The organism is Nocardioides caricicola (assembly GCF_039541135.1).
Taxonomy (GTDB): Bacteria; Actinomycetota; Actinomycetes; order Propionibacteriales; family Nocardioidaceae; genus Nocardioides; species Nocardioides caricicola.
This window is the reverse complement of sequence record NZ_BAABFQ010000007.1, coordinates 51,926-73,765: the sequence shown is the minus strand read 5'-3', so window position 1 is coordinate 73,765 and position 21,840 is coordinate 51,926. Positions and strand designations below refer to the sequence as shown.

Annotated in this window: 22 protein-coding genes; 15 read left to right on the top strand and 7 right to left on the bottom strand. The window is 72.1% G+C overall.

All coding sequences use genetic code 11. The annotated features are described in order from the left end of the window. Nucleotides 1-71 precede the first annotated feature (71 nt). Nucleotides 72-341 carry a hypothetical protein gene (locus ABD875_RS14395; protein WP_345178196.1) on the bottom strand — a complete coding sequence of 90 codons (270 nt, stop codon included), beginning with the start codon at nucleotides 339-341 and terminating at the stop codon, nucleotides 72-74. Nucleotides 342-418: 77 nt separating this feature from the next. Continuing rightward, the gene (locus tag ABD875_RS14390) at nucleotides 419-1,249 is read right to left on the bottom strand and encodes a hypothetical protein (RefSeq protein ID WP_345178193.1); all 831 of its coding nucleotides are present in this window, start codon (nucleotides 1,247-1,249) and stop codon (nucleotides 419-421) included. Nucleotides 1,250-1,311: 62 nt separating this feature from the next. On the opposite strand from ABD875_RS14390, the gene ABD875_RS14385 reads away from it, so the two are divergent. The 6 genes from ABD875_RS14385 to ABD875_RS14360 all read left to right on the top strand — a co-directional run bounded on the left by ABD875_RS14385 (nucleotide 1,312) and on the right by ABD875_RS14360 (nucleotide 6,674). After that, nucleotides 1,312-2,397, top strand: coding sequence for a PGAP1-like alpha/beta domain-containing protein (locus tag ABD875_RS14385; RefSeq protein ID WP_345178191.1), 1,086 nt, complete (start codon nucleotides 1,312-1,314; stop codon nucleotides 2,395-2,397). Beyond that, nucleotides 2,394-2,867, top strand: coding sequence for an SRPBCC family protein (locus ABD875_RS14380; protein WP_345178188.1), 474 nt, complete (start codon nucleotides 2,394-2,396; stop codon nucleotides 2,865-2,867). Before ABD875_RS14385 ends, ABD875_RS14380 begins: the two co-directional genes overlap by 4 nt. Before the next feature lie 111 nt (nucleotides 2,868-2,978). Continuing rightward, nucleotides 2,979-3,566: an ATP-dependent Clp protease proteolytic subunit gene (locus ABD875_RS14375; protein WP_345180515.1), complete on the top strand. Its 588-nt coding sequence runs from the start codon at nucleotides 2,979-2,981 to the stop codon at nucleotides 3,564-3,566. Between the two features lie 41 nt (nucleotides 3,567-3,607). Further along, on the top strand, nucleotides 3,608-4,216 hold the full coding sequence (locus ABD875_RS14370) for an ATP-dependent Clp protease proteolytic subunit (RefSeq protein ID WP_243057380.1): 609 nt from the start codon (nucleotides 3,608-3,610) through the stop codon (nucleotides 4,214-4,216). 155 nt (nucleotides 4,217-4,371) lie between these two features. Further along, entirely contained in the window at nucleotides 4,372-5,655 is a 1,284-nt protein-coding gene (gene clpX, locus ABD875_RS14365; RefSeq protein ID WP_345178186.1) for an ATP-dependent Clp protease ATP-binding subunit ClpX, read from the top strand. Nucleotides 5,656-5,801: 146 nt separating this feature from the next. Then, nucleotides 5,802-6,674, top strand: coding sequence for a hypothetical protein (locus tag ABD875_RS14360; RefSeq protein ID WP_345178182.1), 873 nt, complete (start codon nucleotides 5,802-5,804; stop codon nucleotides 6,672-6,674). Nucleotides 6,675-6,691: 17 nt separating this feature from the next. On the opposite strand, the gene valS is transcribed toward ABD875_RS14360, so the two are convergent. Next, nucleotides 6,692-9,325, bottom strand: coding sequence for a valine--tRNA ligase (gene valS / locus ABD875_RS14355; protein WP_345178181.1), 2,634 nt, complete (start codon nucleotides 9,323-9,325; stop codon nucleotides 6,692-6,694). Nucleotides 9,326-9,402: 77 nt separating this feature from the next. On the opposite strand from valS, the gene ABD875_RS14350 reads away from it, so the two are divergent. Continuing rightward, complete coding sequence (locus ABD875_RS14350) at nucleotides 9,403-10,275, top strand: GNAT family N-acetyltransferase (protein ID WP_345178179.1); 873 nt, start codon at nucleotides 9,403-9,405, stop codon at nucleotides 10,273-10,275. Here the strand turns inward: ABD875_RS14350 and ABD875_RS14345 are convergent. The 3 genes from ABD875_RS14345 to ABD875_RS14335 are packed head-to-tail and all read right to left on the bottom strand — an operon-like array spanning nucleotide 10,265 to nucleotide 12,908. Further along, nucleotides 10,265-11,236: a hypothetical protein gene (locus ABD875_RS14345; RefSeq protein ID WP_345178177.1), complete on the bottom strand. Its 972-nt coding sequence runs from the start codon at nucleotides 11,234-11,236 to the stop codon at nucleotides 10,265-10,267. The genes ABD875_RS14350 and ABD875_RS14345 overlap by 11 nt on opposite strands. Continuing rightward, nucleotides 11,229-11,756, bottom strand: coding sequence for a SigE family RNA polymerase sigma factor (locus tag ABD875_RS14340; RefSeq protein ID WP_345178175.1), 528 nt, complete (start codon nucleotides 11,754-11,756; stop codon nucleotides 11,229-11,231). The genes ABD875_RS14345 and ABD875_RS14340 overlap by 8 nt, the downstream gene beginning before the upstream one ends. 48 nt (nucleotides 11,757-11,804) lie before the next feature. Continuing rightward, a complete protein-coding gene (locus ABD875_RS14335; RefSeq protein WP_345178172.1) occupies nucleotides 11,805-12,908 on the bottom strand; it encodes an NAD(P)-dependent alcohol dehydrogenase in 1,104 nt (367 codons plus the stop codon). A 66-nt stretch (nucleotides 12,909-12,974) separates the two neighbouring features. Here ABD875_RS14335 and folC point away from each other — a divergent pair, with 66 nt between their 5' ends. Together folC and ABD875_RS14325 are read left to right on the top strand one after the other, a co-directional pair. Continuing rightward, on the top strand, nucleotides 12,975-14,345 hold the full coding sequence (folC, locus tag ABD875_RS14330) for a bifunctional tetrahydrofolate synthase/dihydrofolate synthase (RefSeq protein WP_345178169.1): 1,371 nt from the start codon (nucleotides 12,975-12,977) through the stop codon (nucleotides 14,343-14,345). Then, on the top strand, nucleotides 14,342-14,716 hold the full coding sequence (locus ABD875_RS14325) for a DUF4233 domain-containing protein (protein ID WP_345178166.1): 375 nt from the start codon (nucleotides 14,342-14,344) through the stop codon (nucleotides 14,714-14,716). Before folC ends, ABD875_RS14325 begins: the two co-directional genes overlap by 4 nt. Here ABD875_RS14325 and pdxR read toward each other — a convergent pair. Next, nucleotides 14,702-16,030: a MocR-like pyridoxine biosynthesis transcription factor PdxR gene (gene pdxR / locus ABD875_RS14320; RefSeq protein WP_345178164.1), complete on the bottom strand. Its 1,329-nt coding sequence runs from the start codon at nucleotides 16,028-16,030 to the stop codon at nucleotides 14,702-14,704. The genes ABD875_RS14325 and pdxR overlap by 15 nt on opposite strands. 65 nt (nucleotides 16,031-16,095) lie before the next feature. Here pdxR and ABD875_RS14315 point away from each other — a divergent pair, with 65 nt between their 5' ends. The 6 genes from ABD875_RS14315 to mrdA all read left to right on the top strand — a co-directional run bounded on the left by ABD875_RS14315 (nucleotide 16,096) and on the right by mrdA (nucleotide 21,840). After that, nucleotides 16,096-16,779: a pyridoxamine 5'-phosphate oxidase family protein gene (locus tag ABD875_RS14315; protein ID WP_345178161.1), complete on the top strand. Its 684-nt coding sequence runs from the start codon at nucleotides 16,096-16,098 to the stop codon at nucleotides 16,777-16,779. A 10-nt stretch (nucleotides 16,780-16,789) separates the two neighbouring features. Further along, nucleotides 16,790-17,209, top strand: coding sequence for a nucleoside-diphosphate kinase (gene ndk / locus ABD875_RS14310; RefSeq protein ID WP_345178158.1), 420 nt, complete (start codon nucleotides 16,790-16,792; stop codon nucleotides 17,207-17,209). A gap of 68 nt (nucleotides 17,210-17,277) precedes the next feature. Continuing rightward, nucleotides 17,278-18,345 (top strand): rod shape-determining protein, encoded by a 1,068-nt coding sequence (locus tag ABD875_RS14305; protein WP_425576195.1) that lies wholly within the window; start codon nucleotides 17,278-17,280, stop codon nucleotides 18,343-18,345. Next, on the top strand, nucleotides 18,342-19,241 hold the full coding sequence (gene mreC, locus ABD875_RS14300) for a rod shape-determining protein MreC (RefSeq protein WP_345178155.1): 900 nt from the start codon (nucleotides 18,342-18,344) through the stop codon (nucleotides 19,239-19,241). The genes ABD875_RS14305 and mreC overlap by 4 nt, the downstream gene beginning before the upstream one ends. Continuing rightward, nucleotides 19,238-19,741, top strand: coding sequence for a rod shape-determining protein MreD (gene mreD, locus ABD875_RS14295; protein WP_345178152.1), 504 nt, complete (start codon nucleotides 19,238-19,240; stop codon nucleotides 19,739-19,741). The genes mreC and mreD overlap by 4 nt, the downstream gene beginning before the upstream one ends. Further along, a complete protein-coding gene (gene mrdA, locus ABD875_RS14290; protein WP_345178147.1) occupies nucleotides 19,741-21,840 on the top strand; it encodes a penicillin-binding protein 2 in 2,100 nt (699 codons plus the stop codon). Before mreD ends, mrdA begins: the two co-directional genes overlap by 1 nt.

Here is a 21,840-nt window from a genome sequence, read left to right as displayed (position 1 = left end):
ACGTAGGCACGCCACGTCGGTGGCGTCGATGGCCGGCGGGGTGGAACGTTCCGCCCTGTCCGGCGTGGGGATCAGCTGCTGGCGGCGTCCTGGCGGTCCGCGTGCCACATCAGCACGCGGCCCTGCTCCTCGAGGGACTGCGACGCGTTGTTGGCCTGAGGCGCGAAGCTGCCGTGCCAGTCGCTCGAGAAGTTCTCGCGGTCCTGGCCCTGCCACTTCAGGCCCTGGATCATCGCGGTGATGTTGGCGACCATGCCGGCCACCTGGCCCGCCTGGGAGCCCATGTTCTGCCCGACCTCACGGCCGTACTCGGTGTCCATGCCCTGCATCCGCTGGGTCATCGCGCTCTCCTGTCTCGTGCTGTTCCGGTCTCTGGAGTGCTGGGACCGTAGGCACGCTCGGAGTGCGAGGGACAGGGCTAGCCGGGTGGAACGTTCCGCTTCGTCGCGGCCCGCTCGACGGCCTCGAGGTCCTCGACGGTGACCAGCCGGACCTCCGCCGTACGCCGCCCGATCGCGAAGCGGACGTTCTGTGCGCGACCTGCGCCGGCTCGGAACGGGTCGTCCTTCGGGCCGAACGCGAGCGCCGAGATCGAGTGGATCGCGTCGTCGACGCGCTGGGCGCGCTCGAGGTTCCAGGCGTAGCCGTGCCAGTGCAGGACCCGCTCGTAGATCTCGCGGTTCGAGGGCGGCCGGGGGTAGTCGTCGGTGCCCGACAGCCAGGGCTCGGCGAGGGCGAGGGCGACGTACCACTCCCGGGACTCCCGCGGCAGCCGCGGCGCCGGGGCGGTCGCGGTCGCGTCGATCCCGTCGTCGGGCGGGGCGGGCCGGGGCGCCGGCTCCGGGAACGACGGGGTCACCTCGACGACGATCGAGAGGTCGTCGTACGTCGTCGGGGAGGTCTGGCGGCCGCGCATCACGACCAGCTGGTTCTCGCCCTCGTCGAGCAGCAGGGACATGCCCTCCGCGAGGGTCACCCGGCGGGCGCCGCCCGGCGCGTCGAAGAGGCTGGACACCTGGGTCTCGCCCGAGCCGTGCCAGCGCAGCCGCGCGATCTCCTCGCCGACCACGAGCTCGCCGAGGAGCCGGGAGACATGCGGCGCGCAGCGGGGCAGCGCGATCGCGGTCGTGCGCAGGTCGGCGTCCAGGTCGTCCAGCGCGCGGTGGGGCGAGCGCCCGAACAGCAGCGTCTCGCCCGAGCCGAGCGTCACCGTAGGGAGGCCCGACCCGCGCAACGTCACCCGGAGCACGTCTGGATCCAATCACAGAGAACTGGTGTACGAGTGTTCACTGAATGGATAGGCTCGCCGCCATGGGCCCCACCTACCTGGACGCGCTCTCGCTGGTGACCGAGGTCGCCGACGAGCTCGTGGTCCGCAGCGTGCGCGACACCCACGACGCCTGGGCGGACCGCTTCGGCGGCTACCCGGGCCGCGCGATCACCTCCGCGGTGTACGCCGGGGCCGGCCTCGGCCTGCGGGCCGCGTCGTACGGCCTGCGCCGGGTGGCGGAGCAGGACCTCGGGCCGCGGCTCGAGGACGGGCCCCGCGGCCGGTTCGTGAGCTCGGCGGTCAACGGGCTGATCGGCGACCGGCTCGCGACCGACCGCCCCCGGATGGCGATCACGATGGCGGTGCGCTCCGGCGGGCGCGACGTCGACCTCGAGACGCTGGCCGAGACGTTCCCCGCCGCGACCGGTCAGGTCGTGGTGTTCCTGCACGGGCTGTGCGAGACCGAGTCCTACTGGGACCGCGGCCCGGCGCCGACGTACGGCGAGGCGCTGGCCGGTCGCGGCTGGACGCCGGTGTTCCTCCGCGCCAACACCGGCCTCGGGCTGCGGCCGAACGGCGTCGCGCTGTCCGCGCTGATGCAGCGGATCGTCGAGGCGTGGCCGGTCCCGGTGACCCGGGTGGCGCTGGTCGGGCACTCGATGGGCGGGCTGATCCTGCGAGCCGCCGGCGCGGTCGCCTCCGACGTCGAGGCGCCGTGGACCGACCTGGTGTCGGACGTCGTGACGCTCGGGACTCCGCACCTCGGCGCCCCGATCGCGCGCGGCATCGGGCACGGCAGCCGGGGACTCGCGCGGCTGCCGGAGACCGCGGCGTTCGGGCGGATCCTCGACTGGCGCTCGGTGGGCGTCCACGACCTGGTCGCCGGGCTCGCCGAGGACGTGCCGCCGCTGCCGCACGCGCGATACCGGCTGGTGGCGGCCACCGTCACCACCGCGCCGCGGCACCCGGTCGGGCACGTCGTGGGGGACTGGCTGGTGCGGGTGCCGTCGGCGTACGGCGAGGGGCTGTTCCCGGGAGCCACCCGGCTGCACCTCGGGCGCACCGACCACTTCGGGCTGCTCAACCACCCGCGGGTCCACGCGGCTCTGGAAGAGTGGCTCGCATGACTGCCGCAGACGGTGCCGGCCGCGAGCTCCGCGCCGAGGCCGACGTCGCCGCCCCGCCCGAGCAGGTCTGGGCGCTGCTGACCGACTTCTCGAAGATGCCCGAGTGGAGCCCGGAGCTGGTGAAGATGCTGCCGCTCAAGCCGGGCGGGCTGCGGCGCGACCAGTGGTACCTCGGGATCAACCGGCGCAAGGCCGTCGTCTGGCCGACGCGCAGCGTGGTGGCCGAGCTCGACCCCGGGCGCGTGCTCGCCTGGGACACGAAGTCCAGCGGCGCCCGGTGGATCTGGGAGCTGTCGCCGACGAACGCCGGCACCCGCGTCGTCCACCGGCGGCCGGTCCCGAGGAGGCTCACCGGGCTGAGCAGGCTGTTCGCGGGCGCCTTCCTCGGCGGGGCCGAGGGGCACGCCGACGAGCTCGAGTCGGGCATGGCCGAGACGGTCGCCCGGCTCAAGGCTGCAGCCGAGTCCTGAAATCTGCTGTCGGCGAACAGCGGGGGATTGGCCGTGGAACTGTCGATGCTTGCGGCTAGGGTCGCTCTCGTGACCCAGAACTCCAGTCCTCAGCTCAACGGTGGCGCGGGCATGAACGTCCTCGACGACCACATCTACCAGCGCCTGCTGCGCGAGCGGATCGTCTTCCTCGGCTCCGAGGTGCGCGACCAGAACGCGAACGCGATCTGCGCCCAGCTGCTGCTGCTCTCGGCGGAGGACCCCGAGGCCGACATCTTCCTGCACATCAACAGCCCGGGCGGCTCGGTCGACGCCGGCATGGCGATCTACGACACGATGAACTACATCCCGAACGACGTCGCGACGGTCGGCATGGGCCTGGCGGCGTCGATGGGCCAGTTCCTGCTCTGCGCGGGCACGAAGGGCAAGCGCTACGCCCTCCCGCACGCGCGGATCATGATGCACCAGCCGTCCTCCGGCATGGGCGGCTCGGCCTCCGACATCAAGATCCAGGCGCAGCAGTCGCTGCACATCAAGAAGGTGCTGCTCGAGCTGATCTCCGAGCACACCGGCCAGAGCGTCGAGCAGGTCACCGCCGACGCCGACCGCGACCGCTGGTTCACCGCCCAGCAGGCCAAGGAGTACGGCCTGGTCGACCAGGTCGTGAAGAGCGCCCGCGAAGCCGCCGACGACGGCCGCCCGGCCCACCAGAAGGACTGAGCCTCATGAGCAACCCGACCACCCCCGACCTGAGCCCGTCGATGAACTACTACATCCCCCAGTGGGAGGAGCGGACGTCGTACGGCTTCCGCCGCATCGACCCCTACGCCAAGCTGTTCGAGGACCGCATCATCTACCTCGGCACGCCGATCTCCGACGACGTCGCCAACGCGGTCATCGCCCAGCTGATGTGCCTCGAGTCGATGAACCCCGACCAGGACATCCAGATCTACATCAACAGCCCGGGCGGCTCGTTCACGGCGCTCACCGCCATCTACGACACGATGAACTTCATCAAGCCCGACGTGCAGACGGTGTGCATCGGCCAGGCCGCCTCGGCCGCCGCGATCCTGCTCGCCGCCGGCACCCGCGGCAAGCGGATGGCGCTGCCGAACAGCCGGATCCTGATCCACCAGCCCTACACCGAGGGCACGTTCGGCCAGACCTCGGACATCGAGATCCAGGCCAACGAGATCCTCCGGATGCGCGAGCTGCTCGAGAAGATGATCAGCGACCACAGCGGCCGTGACCCGGAGCAGGTGAGCCGTGACATCGAGCGCGACAAGATCCTGACCGCGGCCCAGGCCGTCGACTACGGCCTCATCGACGCCGTGATCGAGTCCCGCAAGGGGACCCCGGTCCTCGCCTGACCGGAGATGACCTGCCGATGACCCGCCCCGGCGTGCCCCCGCAGCAGACTTCGTGTCTGTGGCCCCTTCGGGGGTCGGCAGGAGGTACCGTCGGGGAGGTCCTCGGACCGCTCGTTCGACCTGCTCAGCCAGACCAATTCGGAGGATGACCGCCCGTGGCACGCATCGGTGACGGAGGTGACCTGCTGAAGTGCTCCTTCTGCGGGAAGAGCCAGAAGCAGGTCAAGAAGCTGATCGCCGGTCCCGGCGTCTACATCTGTGACGAGTGCATCGACCTCTGCAACGAGATCATCGAGGAGGAGCTGAGCGAGGGCGCCGAGGTCAGCCTCGACGAGCTCCCGAAGCCCAAGGAGATCTTCGAGTTCCTCAACGCCTACGTCATCGGGCAGGAACAGGCGAAGAAGTCCCTCGCGGTCGCGGTCTACAACCACTACAAGCGCGTGCAGGCCGGCCTCCAGCCCGTCTCGGGCAAGCACAGCAAGGAGGAGGTCGTCGAGGTCGCGAAGTCCAACATCCTCGTGATCGGACCGACCGGCTGCGGCAAGACCTACCTCGCCCAGACCCTCGCGCGGATGCTGAACGTCCCGTTCGCGATCGCCGACGCCACCGCCCTCACCGAGGCCGGCTACGTCGGTGAGGACGTCGAGAACATCCTCCTCAAGCTGATCCAGGCCGCCGACTACGACGTCAAGAAGGCCGAGACCGGCATCATCTACATCGACGAGATCGACAAGGTGGCCCGCAAGGCCGAGAACCCGTCGATCACCCGCGACGTCTCCGGCGAGGGCGTCCAGCAAGCACTGCTGAAGATCATCGAGGGCACCACCGCCTCGGTGCCGCCCCAGGGCGGTCGCAAGCACCCGCACCAGGAGTTCATCCAGATCGACACCACGAACATCCTGTTCGTGGTCGGTGGCGCGTTCGCCGGGCTGGAGCACATCATCGAGCAGCGGGTCGGCAAGAAGAGCCTCGGCTTCACCGCGGAGGTCCGCGGCCAGGCCGAGCGCGAGGCCGAGGACCTGCTCGCGAAGGTCCGCCCCGAGGACCTCACCAAGTTCGGCCTGATCCCCGAGTTCATCGGCCGGCTCCCGCTGATCGCCAGCGTCTCCAAGCTGGACCAGGAGGCCCTGGTCCAGATCCTCACCGAGCCGCGCAACGCTCTGGTGAAGCAGTACCAGAAGCTCTTCGAGCTCGACGGCGTCGACCTCGAGTTCACGCCCGAGGCCATCCAGGCGATCGCCGACCAGGCCATGGAGCGGGGCACCGGCGCCCGCGGCCTGCGCGCGATCATCGAGGAGGTCCTCCTCCACGTGATGTACGACGTGCCCTCGCGCGGCGACGTCGCGAAGGTGATCGTGACCCGCGAGGTGGTCACCGACGACGTCGCGCCGACCCTCGTCCCGCGCGAGTCCGAGGCCAAGAAGAAGAAGTCGGCCTGAGCGCACCCTTGACGGGGCGGTCGACCCGGGTGTGGACTTGATGGCCGGTCCGGGCCATATCTGACTAGTCCATTCGGGCTATTTCCGGCCTTGGGAGCGTCCTCGACTTGTTGTGCCCGCGGCCGGTCACGAAGACTGGTCGCAACATGACTCCTGTGCGCCGTCCTCGGATCTTCCACGACCACAAGGCACCACTGGCCGCTTTCGTGCTGGTGGTGCTGACGAGCATGTTCATGATGGTCCACATCGCGCGCAGCGAAGCGGCCCCGTCCTGGCTGCGGCACGGCGTCTCCACCATCGCCGCGGGCCCCGTGCTCGTGCAGCGGGTCGTCACCGGTGACCTCGTCGAGCGGGCCCCTGAGCCGGCCGAGCCCCCGGCGGTCGTCACGGCCGCCGTGCAGCCGGCCGAGCCGCCCGCGAGCGCGTCCGGCACGCCCGAGGCCGACCCCACGCGCCCGGCGTCGGTGAACGGCATCAAGCAGGACCCGGTCCGCCAGCACGGCGGCCACGTCGGGCAGCCGATCTCCGTGGACGAGCCGGGCGAGACCCCGGACCCGTCCGCTCCGTCGACCCCGTCCACCCCGTCGACCCCGCAGCCCGGCAAGGGCCATGGCAACGGCCTGGCCTGGGGCTGGGGCCACGACGACGACGAGGGCGGCCAGAGCGACTCCGACGAGTCCGACGACGACGAGTCCGACGACGAGTCCGACGACGACCGCGACTGGGGCGGGCCGGGCCATGGCTGGGGCCACGGCGGCGGGCACGGCGGCGGGCACGGCGGCTGGCCCGGCGGCGGGCACGGCGGCTGGGGCGGCGGCCACGACGACGACGACAACGACGACGACAACGACGACGACCACCACTGGGGCGGGCCGGGCAACGGCTGGGGCCACGGCGGCGATGACGACGACGATGACGACGACCACGGCTGGGGCCACGGTGGTGGCCACGGCGGCGGGCACGGAGGCTGGGGCCACGGCGGTGGTCCCGGCGGTGGCTGGGGCCCCGGCCACCACTGACCGGGGACCCGCAGCAGCTACTCCTCGACCGGAGCCAGCTCGGCGGTGACGCTCAGCTCGCTCGCCCCCGCGTCGACGCGGAAGACCAGCTCGCCGGTGATCCGGCCGGTCTTGCGCAGGTCGCCCTCGGCCTGCTCGGCCGCGCGCACCAGCGCCTCGGGGCCGCTGATCTCCACGCGGGAGAGCTCGGCGCGCATCGACACCTTGGCGTTGGACTTCGCCCCGCGGATGCCGATCAGGGCCGCGGACACCGCGTCCAGCGTCGTGGGGTCCGTGGCGGCGGCGGAGCCGAGCTCGGTGACCGTCGGCCACGTCGCGTGGTGGATCGAGCCCTCCTGCCACCACGACCACACCTCTTCGGTGACGTAGGGCAGGAACGGCGCGAGCAGGCGCAGCTGGACGTCCAGCGCGATCGCGAGCGCGGCCCGGGCCGAGACGGTGGCGGCGCCGCCCTCCTCGTCGTACGCGCGCTCCTTGACGAGCTCGAGGTAGTCGTCGCAGAACTCCCAGAAGAACTTCTCGGCCGCCTCGAGCGCGGTGGTGTAGTCGTAGGCCTCGAACGCGTCGGTCGCCTTCGTGACCACGTCGGCCAGCTTGCCGAGCAGGGCGCAGTCGACCGGCTCGGAGACCTCGAACGGGTTCACGCTGGTCGCGCCGACGCCGCCGAGCACGAACTTCGAGGCGTTGAGGACCTTCATCGCCAGCCGGCGGCCGACCTTCATCTGGGTCTCGTCGAACGGCGAGTCCAGGCCCGGGCGGGCCATGGCGGCGCGCCAGCGGACCGCGTCCGCGCCGTACTTGTCGAGGATGTCGGTCGGGACGACCACGTTGCCCTTGGACTTCGACATCTTCTTGCGGTCCGGGTCGAGGATGAACCCGGAGACCAGCGCGTGCGACCACGGGGCCGCGTGGTTCTCGAAGTCCGCGCGGACGACGCGGGAGAACAGCCAGGTGCGGATGATGTCGTGGGCCTGCGTGCACAGGTCCATCGGGAAGACCCGCTGCCACAGGTCGTCGTCGGACTCCCAGCCGCCGGCGATCTGCGGGGTCAGCGAGGACGTCGCCCAGGTGTCCATCACGTCGGGGTCGCCCAGGAAGCCGTTCGGCTTGCCGCGCTGCTCCTCCGTGTAGCCCTCCGGCGCGTCGGTCGACGGGTCGATCGGCAGCTGGTCCTCGCGGGGGAGGAGCGGGTGGTCGTAGTCCGGCTCACCGTCGGCGTCGAGCGGGTACCAGACCGGGAACGGGATGCCGAAGAACCGCTGCCGCGAGATCAGCCAGTCGCCGTTGAGGCCGCCGACCCAGTTGTCGTAGCGGTGCTTCATGTGCGCCGGGATCCACTGGATCTCGCTGCCGCGGTCGAGCATCTCCTGCCGGACGTCGGCGTCGCGGCCGCCGTTGCGGATGTACCACTGCCGGGTGGCGACGATCTCGAGCGGCTTGTCGCCCTTCTCGTAGAAGTTCGTCATCCGCTGGGTGGGCCTCGGGTCGCCGTCCAGGTCGCCGGTCTCGCGCAGCTTCGCGACGACGGCCTCCCGGGCGGAGAAGGCGGTCTTGCCCTTGAGGTCCTCGTACGCCGTCGCGGCGGGCTCGTGCGCCAGCCAGTCCGGGGTCTCGCGCGCCATCCGGCCGTCGCGGCCGATCAGCGTGCGGACCGGCAGGTTCAGCTCGCGCCACCACTGGACGTCGGTGAGGTCACCGAACGTGCAGCACATCGCGATGCCGGCGCCCTTGTCCATCTCGGCGGCCGGGTGGGCGAGCACCGGCACCTCGACGCCGAAGACCGGGCTGGTGACGGTGGTGCCGAACAGCGGCTGGTAGCGCTCGTCGTCGGGGTGCGCGATCAGCGCGACGACGCTGGGGATCAGCTCGGGGCGGGTCGTCTCGATGAAGACTTCCGACGCCGACTCGCCAGCCTGGTGGTTACGGCCGTGGAAACGCACACGGTAGTACGCGCCGGCGTACTCGCGTGCCTCGAGCTCGGCCTGGGCGACCGCGGTCTGGAACGTGACGTCCCAGAGCGTCGGCGCCTCCTGGAGGTAGGCCTCGCCACGGGCGAAGTTGCGCAGGAAGGCGCGCTGGCTGACAGTCTGCGCCTTCGCGCCGATCGTCGTGTAGTGCTGCTTCCAGTCCACGGACAGGCCCAGGGTGCGCCACAGTGCCTCGAAGACCTGCTCGTCCTGCTGGACCAGCTCCTCGCACAGCGCGATGAAGTTCGGGCGGCTGATCGGGACCTGCTTCTTCGGGTCCGGCTTCTCCGGAGGCGTGAAGTCGGCGTCGTACGGCAGCGACGGGTCGCACCGCACGCCGTAGTAGTTCTGGACGCGGCGCTCGGTCGGCAGCCCGTTGTCGTCCCAGCCCATCGGGTAGAAGACCGACTTGCCGCGCATCCGCTGGAAGCGCGCCACCAGGTCGGTGTGCGTGTAGGAGAACACGTGGCCGACGTGCAGGCTGCCGCTCACGGTGGGCGGCGGGGTGTCGATCGAGTAGACGTTCTCGCGCGGCTGGGTGCGGTCGAAGGCGTAGGTGTCCTGCTCCTTCCACCGCGCGCTCCAGGTGGCCTCGAGCCCCTCGAGCGCAGGCTTCTCGGGTACGACGACGGCGCGGGGTGCTGCGCTCGTCGTGTCCGTGGCCTGGCTCTGAGTGTCGGTCATGGAGGAAATCCTAGGGTGAGCGGCGTACGCCGGAGAAACCGGTTGTGCGGCGCGGCCCGGGCTGGCTGACTTCCGCCATGTCTCTCGAGTTCCTCGACGATCCGTCCGAGTTCCTCTCCGAAGCCCACGCGTACCTCGTCGCGGATCCCGTGGTGACCACCGTGATTGCGACCGTGACGGCCCGCTACGTGGCCGGGAGCGCGTCGGAGTCGCCGTACTGCTGGTGGGTCGTCGCCCGCGACGACGACGGCCGGGTGACCGGGGTCGGGATGCGGACTGCGCCGTTCGCGCCGTACCCGCTCTACCTGCTGCCGATGCCGGACGAGGACGCCGTTGCGCTGGCCCGGGCACTGCACGAGCGCGGCGAGGAGGTCGGGGGTGTGAACGGCGCGCTGCCGGCCGCCCAGCTGTGCGCGGAGGAGGTGGCGCGGCTGGCGGGCGGGACCGCCGAGGTCGAGGAGCACGTCCGGCTGTTCGAGCTGGGTGAGCTGACCGTGCCGGAACCGCCGCCGGGGCGGTTGCGGCTCGCCACGCGCGCGGACGCGGAGCTCTGCCTGGCGTGGTTCCGGGCGTTCGCCGTCGACGCCGCGGAGCAGGCGGGGCGCGACGGTGCGCACGCGATGGAGGAGTTCTCCCTCGAGATGCTCGAGAACCGCATCGACGACGGCGTGATCTGGCTCTGGGAGGACGAGTCGGGCACGCCGGTCCACCTGACCGGCGCGAACCTGCCGGCGAACGGCGTCGTCCGCATCGGCCCGGTGTACACGCCCAAGCAGCACCGCGGCCGGGGCCTGGCCAGCCGCGCCGTGGCCGAGGTGTCCCGAGCCCACCTCGACCAGGGGCTGCGCTGCTGCCTGTTCACCGACCAGGCGAACCCGACCTCGAACAGGGTCTACGAGGCGCTCGGCTATCGGCCGGTCGTCGACATGGCCAACCTGGTCATCCGGTGAGGCCGTTCAGCGTTCCCGACCCCGGGACCCAGGTGCCGCGGGCGCTCGTGAAGCCCTCGCCGCAGCCCAGGTCGACGTAGGCCGCCTGGTCGCCGGCATCATCGGCCAGCACGAGCAGCCGCGGGGTCTCGACCGGCTGGTCGCAGGCACCGCCCAGGGCCTGGCGCAGGTTGGTCGCCATGTCGTCCTTCACGCCTGCGACCTCGTCCGTGGTGAGGACGGCCTGCGACACCCAGGCGCCGCCGTCGTCCGCGACGCAGAGGATGCCGGCGGTCGCCGTGGCCGGGTCGAACGACGCGTTCCAGATCGCTGGCGCGTCGGCATCGTCCTGCGGGCAGGCCAGCTCGTCGGGCACGCCCGCCAGGTTGCCCGCGAACGCCGCGACCACCCCGTCGACGCCGCGGTCGACCCCGTCCACCTGGACCGAGCTGCAGGTCCGCATCGAGCTGCCGAGGGTGAGCAGCTCGCCGTCCGCCGTCTGGACCTGCAGCGCCCACGGTTCCGGCATCACGGTCGCGACCATGCAGAACGACGGCAGCTGGTAGCCGGGCAGCGCGGCCACGTCCTCGGCGAAGGCCTGCGCGCCCGCGCCGGTGAGCGGCTCCGCCGGGAGCGCCTCACCGGTGCCCTGGGCCGGGCAGGCCCGGACCGCGACCACCTCGCCGAGCCCGGCGACCGGCCCCAGCGTCGCGGGGTCGACCGGGCCGGCCGGGCACGGCTCCACCGCGACCGGGGGCGTGGTCGTCGGATAGCTGGTCTCGTCGCCGCGGTCGCTGGTGACGAACGGGATGGTGACCGCGGTCGCGACGGCAACGGCGGCCGCCGCGACCAGCACCCGGTCACGGACCCGGGCGTGCCGGCCGCGGCGGGCCACCGCGGCGGCCCGCGACGTCGGGTCGACGTCGGGGTTCTCGGGAGCGGCCTGCTCCAGCAGGTCGCGCAGGCGGTCGGTCTCACTCATGACGGTCTCCGGTCTCGAACAGCGGTGAGGTGCGCAGCGTGGCGAGCGCGCGGGCGGTCTGGCTCTTGACCGTGCCGATGCTCACGCCGAGGGTGGCGGCGGTGCGCGCCTCCGAGAGGTCGTCGAAGAAGCGCAGGACGACGACCGCGCGCTGCCCGCGGGGGAGCAGCGCGAGCGCGGCCAGGACGTCGTGGCGTACCTCCGGGGTGGCGGCGGCCGCCGGGTGCTCCGGGAGCTCGCCGGTGGGGACCTCGCCGTTCCACCGGCGCCGCCACCAGTCGGTGTAGGTCGAGACCAGCGCGGCGCGCACGTAGGACTCGACGGCCTCGCGGCGGTTGATCCGGTCCCAGTTCCGCCAGGCCTTCAGCAGCGCGGTCTGGAGCAGGTCCTCGGCCTTGTGCCGGTCACCGGTGAGCAGGTACGCGCTGCGCCACAGCGCGGTCGAGCGCGCGGCGACGAACGCCTCGAAGTCCGTCGGTGCGGACGTCGGCTGCTCGGTCACCGTCTGAGCCTCGTTCATGGATCACCCCTTCGCCCTGCAGGACGAGGTGGCGAGCCGCAATGGTTGTCACCAGACGAGGACCGGCTTCACGACCTTCCCGGCGAGCACGTCGGCGACGGCGGCGTCGATCTCGGTGAAGGGGTACGTCGTCACCAGGTCGGTGACCGGGAACTTCCCCTCGGCGTGCAGGCGCAGCATCCGCGGCACCATCTCCAGCGGGTCGGAGTCGCCCTCGATGGAGCCGCGGACGATCTTGCCGTTCTGCAGGATGTCGATCGCGTCGATGGCGAACTCCGCGTGGTTCATGTCGAGCCCGAGCACGACGAGCGTGCCCCGCACGCGCAGCGCCTGCGCCGCCTGCTTGATGACGGCCGGCACCGCGGTCGTCTCCACGCCGTACGCCGCACCGCCGCCGGTGATCTCCTTGATCTTGTCGACGACCGAGACCTCGCCGAGCTCGCCCGGGTTCACGCCGATCGCGCCCAGCTTCTCGGCGACCTCCAGCCGGCTCGGCTGCAGGTCGACGGCGATCACGGTCTCGACGTCGCTGGCCCGGGCGGCCGCGATCGCGGCGAGGCCGACCGCGCCCACGCCGTAGACGACGACGCTGTCGCCGGGTCCGGGCCGGGCGACGTTGAGGATCGCGCCGGCGCCGGTCTGGAAGCCGCAGCCGAACGGCGCGACCTTCGTGAGGTCGAGGTCCTTGTCGACGACGACCACGCTGCTGTGGTGCACGACGGAGTGGCGCGCCAGCGAGGACTGTCCGAGGAAGTGGCCGAAGACGGGGCCGCTGGCCCGGGAGTACGACGTCGAGCCGTCCATCCGGAAGCCCATGTAGTTGAGCATCATCGCCTGGTCGCAGTAGCCGACTGCGCCGGACCTGCACGCGTCGCACGAGCGGCACGACGCGATGCTCAGCACGACGTGGTCGCCGACCTCGATGCCGGTGACCTCCGCGCCGACCTCCTCGACGACGCCCGCGCCCTCGTGCCCGAACACGCGCGGGAACATCTCTGCGGGGAGCTGCTCGCGCAGCGACAGGTCGGTGTGGCAGATCCCGCTGGCGATGATCCGCACGACGACCTCGTCGGCGCGCGGGCCGTCGACGTCCACCTCCTCGAAGAGGAAGTCCTGCCCGGGTCCGTTGACGACGGCGACGGTTGTTCTCATGCCGAGCAACCTAGAACCTGTTCCATTTTCTGTCACCCGTTCGCCGGTCCCTAGACTCGTTCCACGATGAGTGACGCTCCCGAGGCACCCCGCTTGGCCCAGACCTTCGAGGAGGTCGAGGACGCCCTGCTGTCCCGCTGGCCCGAGACCCGGCTCGAGCCGTCGCTCGACCGGATCCAGGCGTTCACCGAGCTGCTCGGCGACCCGCAGCGGGGTTACCCGGTGATCCACCTGACCGGCACCAACGGCAAGACCTCCACGTCGCGGATGATCGACACGCTGCTGCGCGCGCTCGACCTGCGCACCGGCCGCTTCACCAGCCCGCACGTCGAGCGGATGAGCGAGCGGATCTGCGTGGACGGCGAGCCGCTGAGCGACGAGGACTTCGTGCGCGCGTTCAACGACGTGGCGCCGTACACCCACCTGGTCGACGCCGAGCAGGACCACCCGCTGTCGTTCTTCGAGACCGTCGTGGGGATGGCGTACGCCGCGTTCGCGGACGCGCCGGTCGACGTCGCCGTCGTCGAGGTGGGCATGGGCGGCTCCTGGGACGCGACCAACGTGGTCGACGCCGCGGTCGCCGTGGTGCTGCCGGTGTCGGTGGACCACGCGGCGTACCTCGGTGACACCCCGGTCGACATCGCGATGGAGAAGGCCGGGATCATCAAGCCCGGCTCCGTCGCGGTCCTCGCGCAGCAGGAGCCCGGGGTCGCCGCGATCCTGCTCGAGCGGGCCGCCGAGGTCGGTGCCACCGTCGCCCGCGAGGGCGTGGAGTTCGGCGTGGTCTCGCGAGTCCCGGCGGTGGGCGGCCAGGTCGTCTCGCTGCAGGGCCTGCACGCGCGCTACGACGAGATCTTCCTGCCGCTGTACGGCGCGCACCAGGCGCAGAACGCCGCCGTCGCCCTGGCCGCGGTCGAGGCTTTCGCCGGCGAGCAGCACCCGCTGGACGAGGAGGTCGTGCGCGCGGCGTTCGCGGAGGTGACCTCGCCCGGGCGGATGGAGATCGTGCGGCGCAGCCCCACGATCGTGCTCGATGCCGCCCACAACCCGCACGGCGCCGAGGCCCTGGGCGCCGCGATCGAGGACTCGTTCACGTTCTCGCCGCTGATCGGCGTGGTCGGCGTGATGGGGGACAAGGACCACGAGGGCCTGCTCACCGCGCTCGAGCCCCACCTCGCGCACATCGTGTGCACCCAGAACTCCACCGACCGGGCGCTGCCGGCCGACCGCCTCGCCGAGGTGGCGCAGGAGATCTTCGGCGAGGACCGGGTCTCGGTCACGCCACGGCTCTCCGACGCGATCGAGGCGGCCGCGACGCTGGCCGAGGCGGGCGAGGCGTTCGGCGACCCGCTCGGCTCCGGGGCGGTGCTGGTCACCGGCTCGGTCGTGACGGTCGGCGAGGCCCGCTCGCTGCTGGTCCGGAAGGAACGACGATGAGCGAGTCGACGCGGTCACCGCGCCGCGGCATGTGCGCCGCGGTCCTCAGCCTCGAGGCGATCACCCTCGGCCTCACCACGCCGGTGATGATCAGTGTCGCCGGCGTCGACACCTCCACCGCGCTCTGGGTCGGTCTGGGCCTGACGGCCGCGTGCCTGCTGCTCGCCGGGATGCTGCGCCGGGAGTGGGCCTACAGCCTCGGCTGGGTGATCCAGGGCGCCGCGATCGGCCTGGGCTTCGTGATCCCGCTGATGTTCGTGCTCGGCGGCATCTTCGCCGGGCTCTGGGCCTCGGCGTACTTCCTCGGCATCAAGATCGAGCGGGAGCGCGCCGCCGCGTACGCCGCGTTCGACGCGTCAGCCGAGAGCTGAGGTCAGCGCCGCCAGCGCCCGGTCGAGCTCCTCGTCGGTGACGCCGCCGAAGCCGACCACCAGCCCGGTCGACCTGCTCGACCGCCCGTAGTCCGACAGCAGGTTCACCTCGAAGCCGGCACGGCGGGCGGCCTCCCGGGCGCGCAGCGCATCGGCCTGGGGGAGCAGCCACGTGGAGTACATCCCGGCGAGCGGCCCGGCCAGCTCGGCGTACGGTGACAGCGCGGCCGCGACGCGCGGGGCCCGCTCGGCGTACACCCGGCGCGCGGTGCGGACCACCTTGTCGACGTACCCGTCGCGCAGCAGCGCGAGGTAGGCCCGCTGCACCGGCCAGGGCGCGCCCTCGTGGGTGATCGCGCGGCGGGCGTTGACCCGGTCGAGCAGGTCGGGCGGCGCGACCAGCCAGCCCAGCCGCAGCGACGGCGCCACGGACTTCGCGGCGGTGCCGAGGTAGGCCACGCGGGAGCGGTCGAGGCTGGCCAGCGCCGGCACCGGCGCGACGTCGTAGCGGAACTCGGAGTCGTAGTCGTCCTCGACCACGACCGCCCCGGCGGCCTCGGCCGCGGCGAGCAGCGACACGCGGTCCGAGCCCGGCATCACCCGGCCGAGCGGGTGCTGGTGCGCGGGCGTCACGTACGCCGCGGCGACCCCGGTCAGGTCGGTCACCGGGGCGAGCGCCGGCAGGTCGCGGACCTCGCGGCCCAGCCCGCGCACCGTCTCGACGGCGGCGCGGTAGCCGGGGTCCTCGAGCGCGACCGGACCGGGCGGCAGCACGGTGGCCACGTGGCGCAGGCCGTCGGTGGTGCCGTTGGTCAGCACCACCTCGTCGGGGTCGACGGCCAGCCCGCGGGTGCGGCCGAGCCGGTCGGCGAGCGCTGCCCGCAGCTCGGGCAGCCCGCGCGGGTCGTCGTACCCCCGCGGCGGCCGGGCCGTCGACACCTCCCGCCAGGCGCGCCGCCAGCCGGCCGCGTGCCGGGGGTCGATCCACGGGGTGCCGGCGTCGAGGCGGACCAGGTCGGCCGGGGCATGGACCGGCCGGCGCCGGGGCGCGGCGCGAGCGGCGCCCCCGGCCGCGGCGACGAACGTGCCGGCGCCGCGGCGGGCCTCCAGCCAGCCCTCGGCGAGCAGCTGCTCGTAGGCCTGCTCGGTGACCGAGCGGCTCACGCCGAGGTCGACCGCCAGCGCGCGGCTGCTCGGGAGCCGGTCGCCGCGGGCCAGGGTGCCGGCGACCACGAGCTCGCGGATCCGCGCGGAGAGCTGGGCGGGGAGCGAGCCGGGCGCGCTCCGGTCGAGGGTGACGGGGAGGGTGGACATTGGCCTGCCGAACTAGAGACGGATTGGCCCGTGTTTGCAGGCCACTTCTGTCCGACGATGGTCGCATGACGCTCGATCACGGCCTGGCGCCCCTGTCCCCGACCGACCGGACCACGATCGGTCGCGGCCGCAACCGGATGGTCGAGGACCGCACCGAGCTGCACCGGCTCCTCGACGACGCGCTCATCGCGCACCTCGGCGTGATGGTGGGCGGGCACCCGGTCGTCCTGCCGGTGACGTTCGCGATCGACCTGGACGGTCCCGACGAGGACGGCACGCTGTACGTGCACGGCTCGGTCGCCGCCGGCTGGCTGCGCTCGGCCGCCGACGCCACCGTCTGCGTGACCGTCACCGAGCTCGAGGGGCTGGTGGCCGCGCGCTCGGCGTTCCACCACTCGATGAACTACCGCTCCGCCGTCGTGATCGGCACGGCGCGGATCGTCGAGGACCCGGACGAGCGGCGGCACGCCCTCGGCCTGACGGTCGACCACATGATCCCGGGCCGGGACGCGACCCTGCGCGAGCCCACCCGCAAGGAGCTGGCCGCGACCGCGGTGCTCGCCGTGTCCCTGCACGAGGCGTCGATGAAGGCCCGCGCCTGCGGACCGGTCGACGACCAGGAGGACGTCGACGCGGGCACCTGGGCCGGCGTGATCCCGGTCCGCCGGGTCTTCGGCGAGGTGGAGCCGGACCCCCTCGCGACCGGGCCGGTCCCGGCCGACGTCGTACGCCGGGCGGGGGCTCTCTAGGATCAGCGCCATGACCCAGCGCACGCTCGTCCTGCTGAAGCCCGACGCCGTCCGCCGCGGCCAGGTCGGTGAGATCGTCCGCCGGATCGAGGCCAAGGGCTACTCCCTGGTGGCGCTCGACCTGCGCACCGCCACGCCGGAGCTGCTCGCCGAGCACTACGCCGAGCACGAGGGCAAGCCGTTCTACCAGCCGCTCGTCGACTTCATGCTCTCCGGCCCGGTCGTCGCGATCGTGCTGGAGGGGGAGCGCTGCATCGAGGGCTTCCGCTCGCTGGCCGGCGCCACCGACCCGACCGTGGCCGCCCCCGGCACCATCCGCGGCGACCTCGGCCGCGACTGGGGCCTGGCCGTGCAGCAGAACCTGGTGCACGGCTCGGACTCCGAGGAGTCGGCCGCGCGCGAGATCGGGATCTGGTTCCCGGGTCTCTGACCTGCACCAATTCCCCCCGGTGAGGCCGCGTGTCCTCCCGGGCCGCTGCGCCGTGTCTTCGTAGCCTGGTGTCACTTCTTCCCCACCTGCACCAAGGCGACGTGATGGCGAACAGCTTCATCGGCCGCGACATGGCCGTCGATCTCGGCACCGCCAACACGCTGGTCTACGTCCGCGGCAAGGGCGTGCTCGTCGACGAGCCCAGCGTGGTGGCGCTCAACGACACCACCGGCGAGATCCTCGCCGTCGGCCACGAGGCCAAGCGGATGATCGGCCGGACGCCGGACCACATCACCGCGATCCGGCCGCTCCAGGACGGTGTCATCGCCGACTTCGAGGCCACCGAGCAGATGCTGCGGTACTTCATCCAGCAGGTGCACCGCCGTCGCTACTTCGCCAAGCCGCGGATGGTCATCTGCGTCCCGAGCGGGATCACCGCCGTCGAGCAGCGCGCGGTGAAGGAGGCCGGCTACCAGGCGGGCGCACGCCGCGTGTACATCGTCGAGGAGCCGATGGCCGCCGCGATCGGCGCCGGGCTGCCCGTGCACCAGCCGACCGGCAACATGGTCGTCGACGTCGGCGGCGGCACCACCGAGGTCGCGGTCATCTCGCTCGGCGGCATCGTCACGAGCCTGTCGGTGCGCACCGCCGGCGACGACCTCGACCAGGCGATCGTCGCCTGGATGAAGAAGGAGCACTCGCTGATGCTCGGCGAGCGCACCGCCGAGGAGGTCAAGATGACCCTCGGCTCCGCGTTCCCGATGATCGACGAGGCCGAGGCGGAGATCCGCGGCCGGGACATGGTCTCCGGCCTGCCGCGCACGGTCACCGTCTCCAGCAGCGACGTACGCCAGGCGCTCGAGGAGCCCCTGCACATGATCGTGGACGCCGTCCGCGCCACCCTCGACCAGACCCCGCCCGAGCTGGCCGGCGACATCATGGACCGCGGCATCGTGCTCACCGGCGGCGGCGCGCTGCTGCGCGGCCTCGACGAGCGGCTGCGCCACGAGACCGGCATGCCCGTGCACGTCGCCCAGGATCCCCTCACGTCGGTCGCGATCGGCGCCGGCAAGTGCGTGGAGGAGTTCGAGGCCCTGCAGCAGGTGCTGGTCCACGACCAGAGGCGGGTCGGGTGACGGAGAAGCGCTGGCGTGGGCCCCGTGGGCCGAAGCAGTCGCCCGGTCTGCTCGTCGCCCTCGTCCTGGCCAGCCTGAGCCTGATGGCCCTCGACTCGACCGCCGGCGGCCCGGTCGACGGCGCCCGGCGCGCGGTCGGTGAGGTCTTCGGCCCGGTGGAGGTGGCGACCGCGACCGCGGTCCGCCCGTTCACCGCGGTGCCCGACTGGTTCCGCACCAAGGACTCCCTGCAGGAGGACCTGCTCGAGCTGCAGGCCGAGAACTCCCAGCTCCGCTCTGAGGTGGCCACCCAGGACTACAACCGCAACCGGCTCGCGGAGTACGACGGCCTCACCGCAGCGGCCGCCGACCTCGGGTACTCCCTGGTCCCGGCGCGGGTGGTCGGGCTCGGCCCGTCGCAGTCGTTCTCCCACACGGTCACCATCGACGCCGGCTCGGACGCCGGGCTGCGCCCCGACCTCACCGTGATCAACAACGACGGCCTGGTCGGCCGCGTGCTGCGGGTCACCCGCAGCACCGCCACCGTGCTGCTGATCATCGACACCGACTCGGTCGTCGGCGGCCGCGTCGGCGAGAGCATGGAGGTCGGGCTCCTGCACGGCCGCGGCGACCTGGGTAGCGACGGCCGCCTCGACCTCGAGCTCTTCGACGACACCGCCGTACCCGCCAAGCACGACACGGTCGTGACGTGGGGAAGCGAGGGCGGCGGGCCCTACGTCTCCGGCGTGCCCGTCGGCCGCGTGACCAGCGTCTACAGCAGCCTGCGCGAGACCTCGCAGCGCGCGGTGATCGAGCCGTTCGTGGACTTCGGGGCGCTCGACCTCGTCGGCGTCGTCGTGCCGGCCGGCACCGACAGCGACCGCTCCGTCATCGACGCCGACGGGACGCTGCGATGAGGATCCTCGCCGCCGTCGTCGCGGTCTTGGTCGCGCTGGTCCTGCAGGTCTCGGTGTTCTCGCACCTCGCGTGGAGCGGCGTCGTGCCCAACCTGTGCCTGCTCGTCGTGGTCGCCGCCGCCCTGACCCGCGGCTCGCACTTCGCCGCCGCCCTCGGCTTCATCGCGGGCGTCTCGCTCGACCTCGCGCCGCCGGCCGACCACGTCGCCGGCCGCTGGGCGCTGGCGCTGGTGATCGTCGGGTACGTCGCCGGCCGGGTCCGCCGCGACGCGCCCCCCACCGCGACCACGGTGGTCGCGACCGTCGCCGCCGCGTCGTTCGTCGGCACCTCGGTCTTCGCGCTCACCGGCATGGTGCTCGACGACGCGGCCCTGGGCATCCCGGACCTGCTGCAGGTGATCGGTGTCTCGGTGGTCCTCGACGTGCTGCTCACGCCGTTCGTGCTCCCGCCGCTGATGGCGATGTTCCGCAGGCTCGAGCCGGACCGGGCGCTCGCCTGATGGCTCCCCAGAGGTTGGCCGGGCGCTCCGGACGGCTGCGCCTGGTCGTGATCCAGGCGCTGGTGTTCTCGCTGTTCGCGACCCTGTTCGCCCGGCTGTACTTCCTGCAGGTCGTCGACGGCGCGGAGTACCACGCCCAGGCCACGTCGCAGTCGGTGCGCGAGATCGTGGTCCAGCCCCAGCGCGGCCTCATCGTCGACGACCAGGGCCGGCCGCTGGTCACCAACCGGTTGTCGTGGGTGGTCGCGGTCGACCGCACGATGCTCGGCAAGATGACCGAGCGCCAGCAGGAGATCCTCCTCGAGCGGGTCGGCGGCGTGGTCGGCGTGAAGGTGCCGCGGATCCAGCGCCAGCTCGACACCTGGAACGGCTCGCCGTACCAGCCGGTGCCGATCGCCTCCGACGTCGCCCAGCGGGTCGCGCTGCGGATCCTCGAGCAGCCCGAGGACTACCCGGGCATCGTCGTCGACCAGCAGAGCGTGCGCGCCTATCCGGAGCCGTACGGCGTGAACCTCGCGCACGTGCTCGGCTACCTCAGCCCGATCACCGAGGGCGAGCTCGACCAGGCCGAGGAGCGCGACGACGAGTCCGTCAACGGCGCCTCGTCGGTCGGCCGCGCCGGCGTCGAGAAGCAGTACGACAGGTTCCTGCGCGGGATGCCGGGCTACAAGAGCGTCGCGGTCGACTCGATGGGCCGCGTGCTCGGCGACGACGGCGAGGTCGAGGGCGAGCCGGGCGACACGCTGGTCACCAGCATCGACGCCAAGGTGCAGTCGGTCGTCGAGCAGCAGCTGCTCGAGCGGATGCGCTACCAGCGCACCCAGCGCGACCCGGTCACCGGCCGCAACTACGTCGCCGACTCCGGCGCCGCCATCGTCATGGAGGCCGACACGGGCCGGATCGTCGCGATGGCCAGCCAGCCGACGTACGACCCCGGTGTCTGGGTGGGCGGCATCAGCAAGAAGCAGCTCGACCGGCTCTACTCCGACGCCGCCGGGACGCCGCTGCTCGCCCGCGCGACCCAGGGCCAGTTCGCCCCCGGCTCGACGTGGAAGCCCTTCATGACCGCCGGCGCCCTCACGCACGGCTACTCGACCGACACGGTGCTCAACTGCTCCTCGGCGCTGCGCGTCGGCAACCGCGACTTCAAGAACTACGAGTCCGGCGCCTACGGCTACATCGGGTTCGCCAAGGCGCTCGAGGTCTCCTGCAACACCTTCTTCTACCGGATCGGCCTGGACTACTGGCAGCGCTACGGCTCGGACGTCGCCGACGTGGACGCGAAGGACCCGCTCGTCTCCGAGGCCAAGGAGTTCGGCTTCGGCCAGGAGACCGGGATCGACCTGCCGGGGGAGGCGTCGGGCCGGATCGCGGACCGGCAGTGGAAGCGCGACTACTACGAGTCGATGAAGGGCTACTACTGCAAGATCTCGAACAAGCCGCAGGACGCCGACACCAGCGACTTCGTCTACCTGTTCGCCCACGAGTTCTGCGCGGAGGGCTACGCCTACCGCGCCGGTGACGCGGTGAACTTCGCGATCGGCCAGGGCGACACGCTGGTCACCCCGCTCCAGCTGGCGCGGGCGTACGCCGCGATCGCGAACGGCGGCACCCTCTACGCCCCGCGGGTCGCCAAGGCGATCGTCAGCCCGGACGGCGAGGTCGTGCGCCGGATCGCGCCGAAGCCGGTCGGCGAGGTCGACGTCCCGGAGCAGACGCTGGAGTACATCGACTCGGCGCTGAAGGGCGTCGCGGCGAACCCGAGCGGCACGATGAACTGGAAGCTCCAGGGCTTCCCGCTCGACGACGTCGTGATCCGCGCGAAGACGGGCTCGGCCGAGGTGCACGGCAAGCAGACGACCGGCTGGGTCGCGTCGTACACCGACGACTACGTCGTGGTCATGATGATCAGCCAGGGCGGCACGGGGTCCGGCTCGGTCGGCGAGGGGATCCGCAAGGTCTGGGAGACCCTCTACGGCATCGACGGCATGGACGTCGACCCGGACCGCGCCGCGATCCCGGGCGTCACGCCGCCGGAGCGGCTGCCCACGTTCATGCAGGACGGCACGATCCTGCCGCCCGCCCGGCAGGAGGACTGA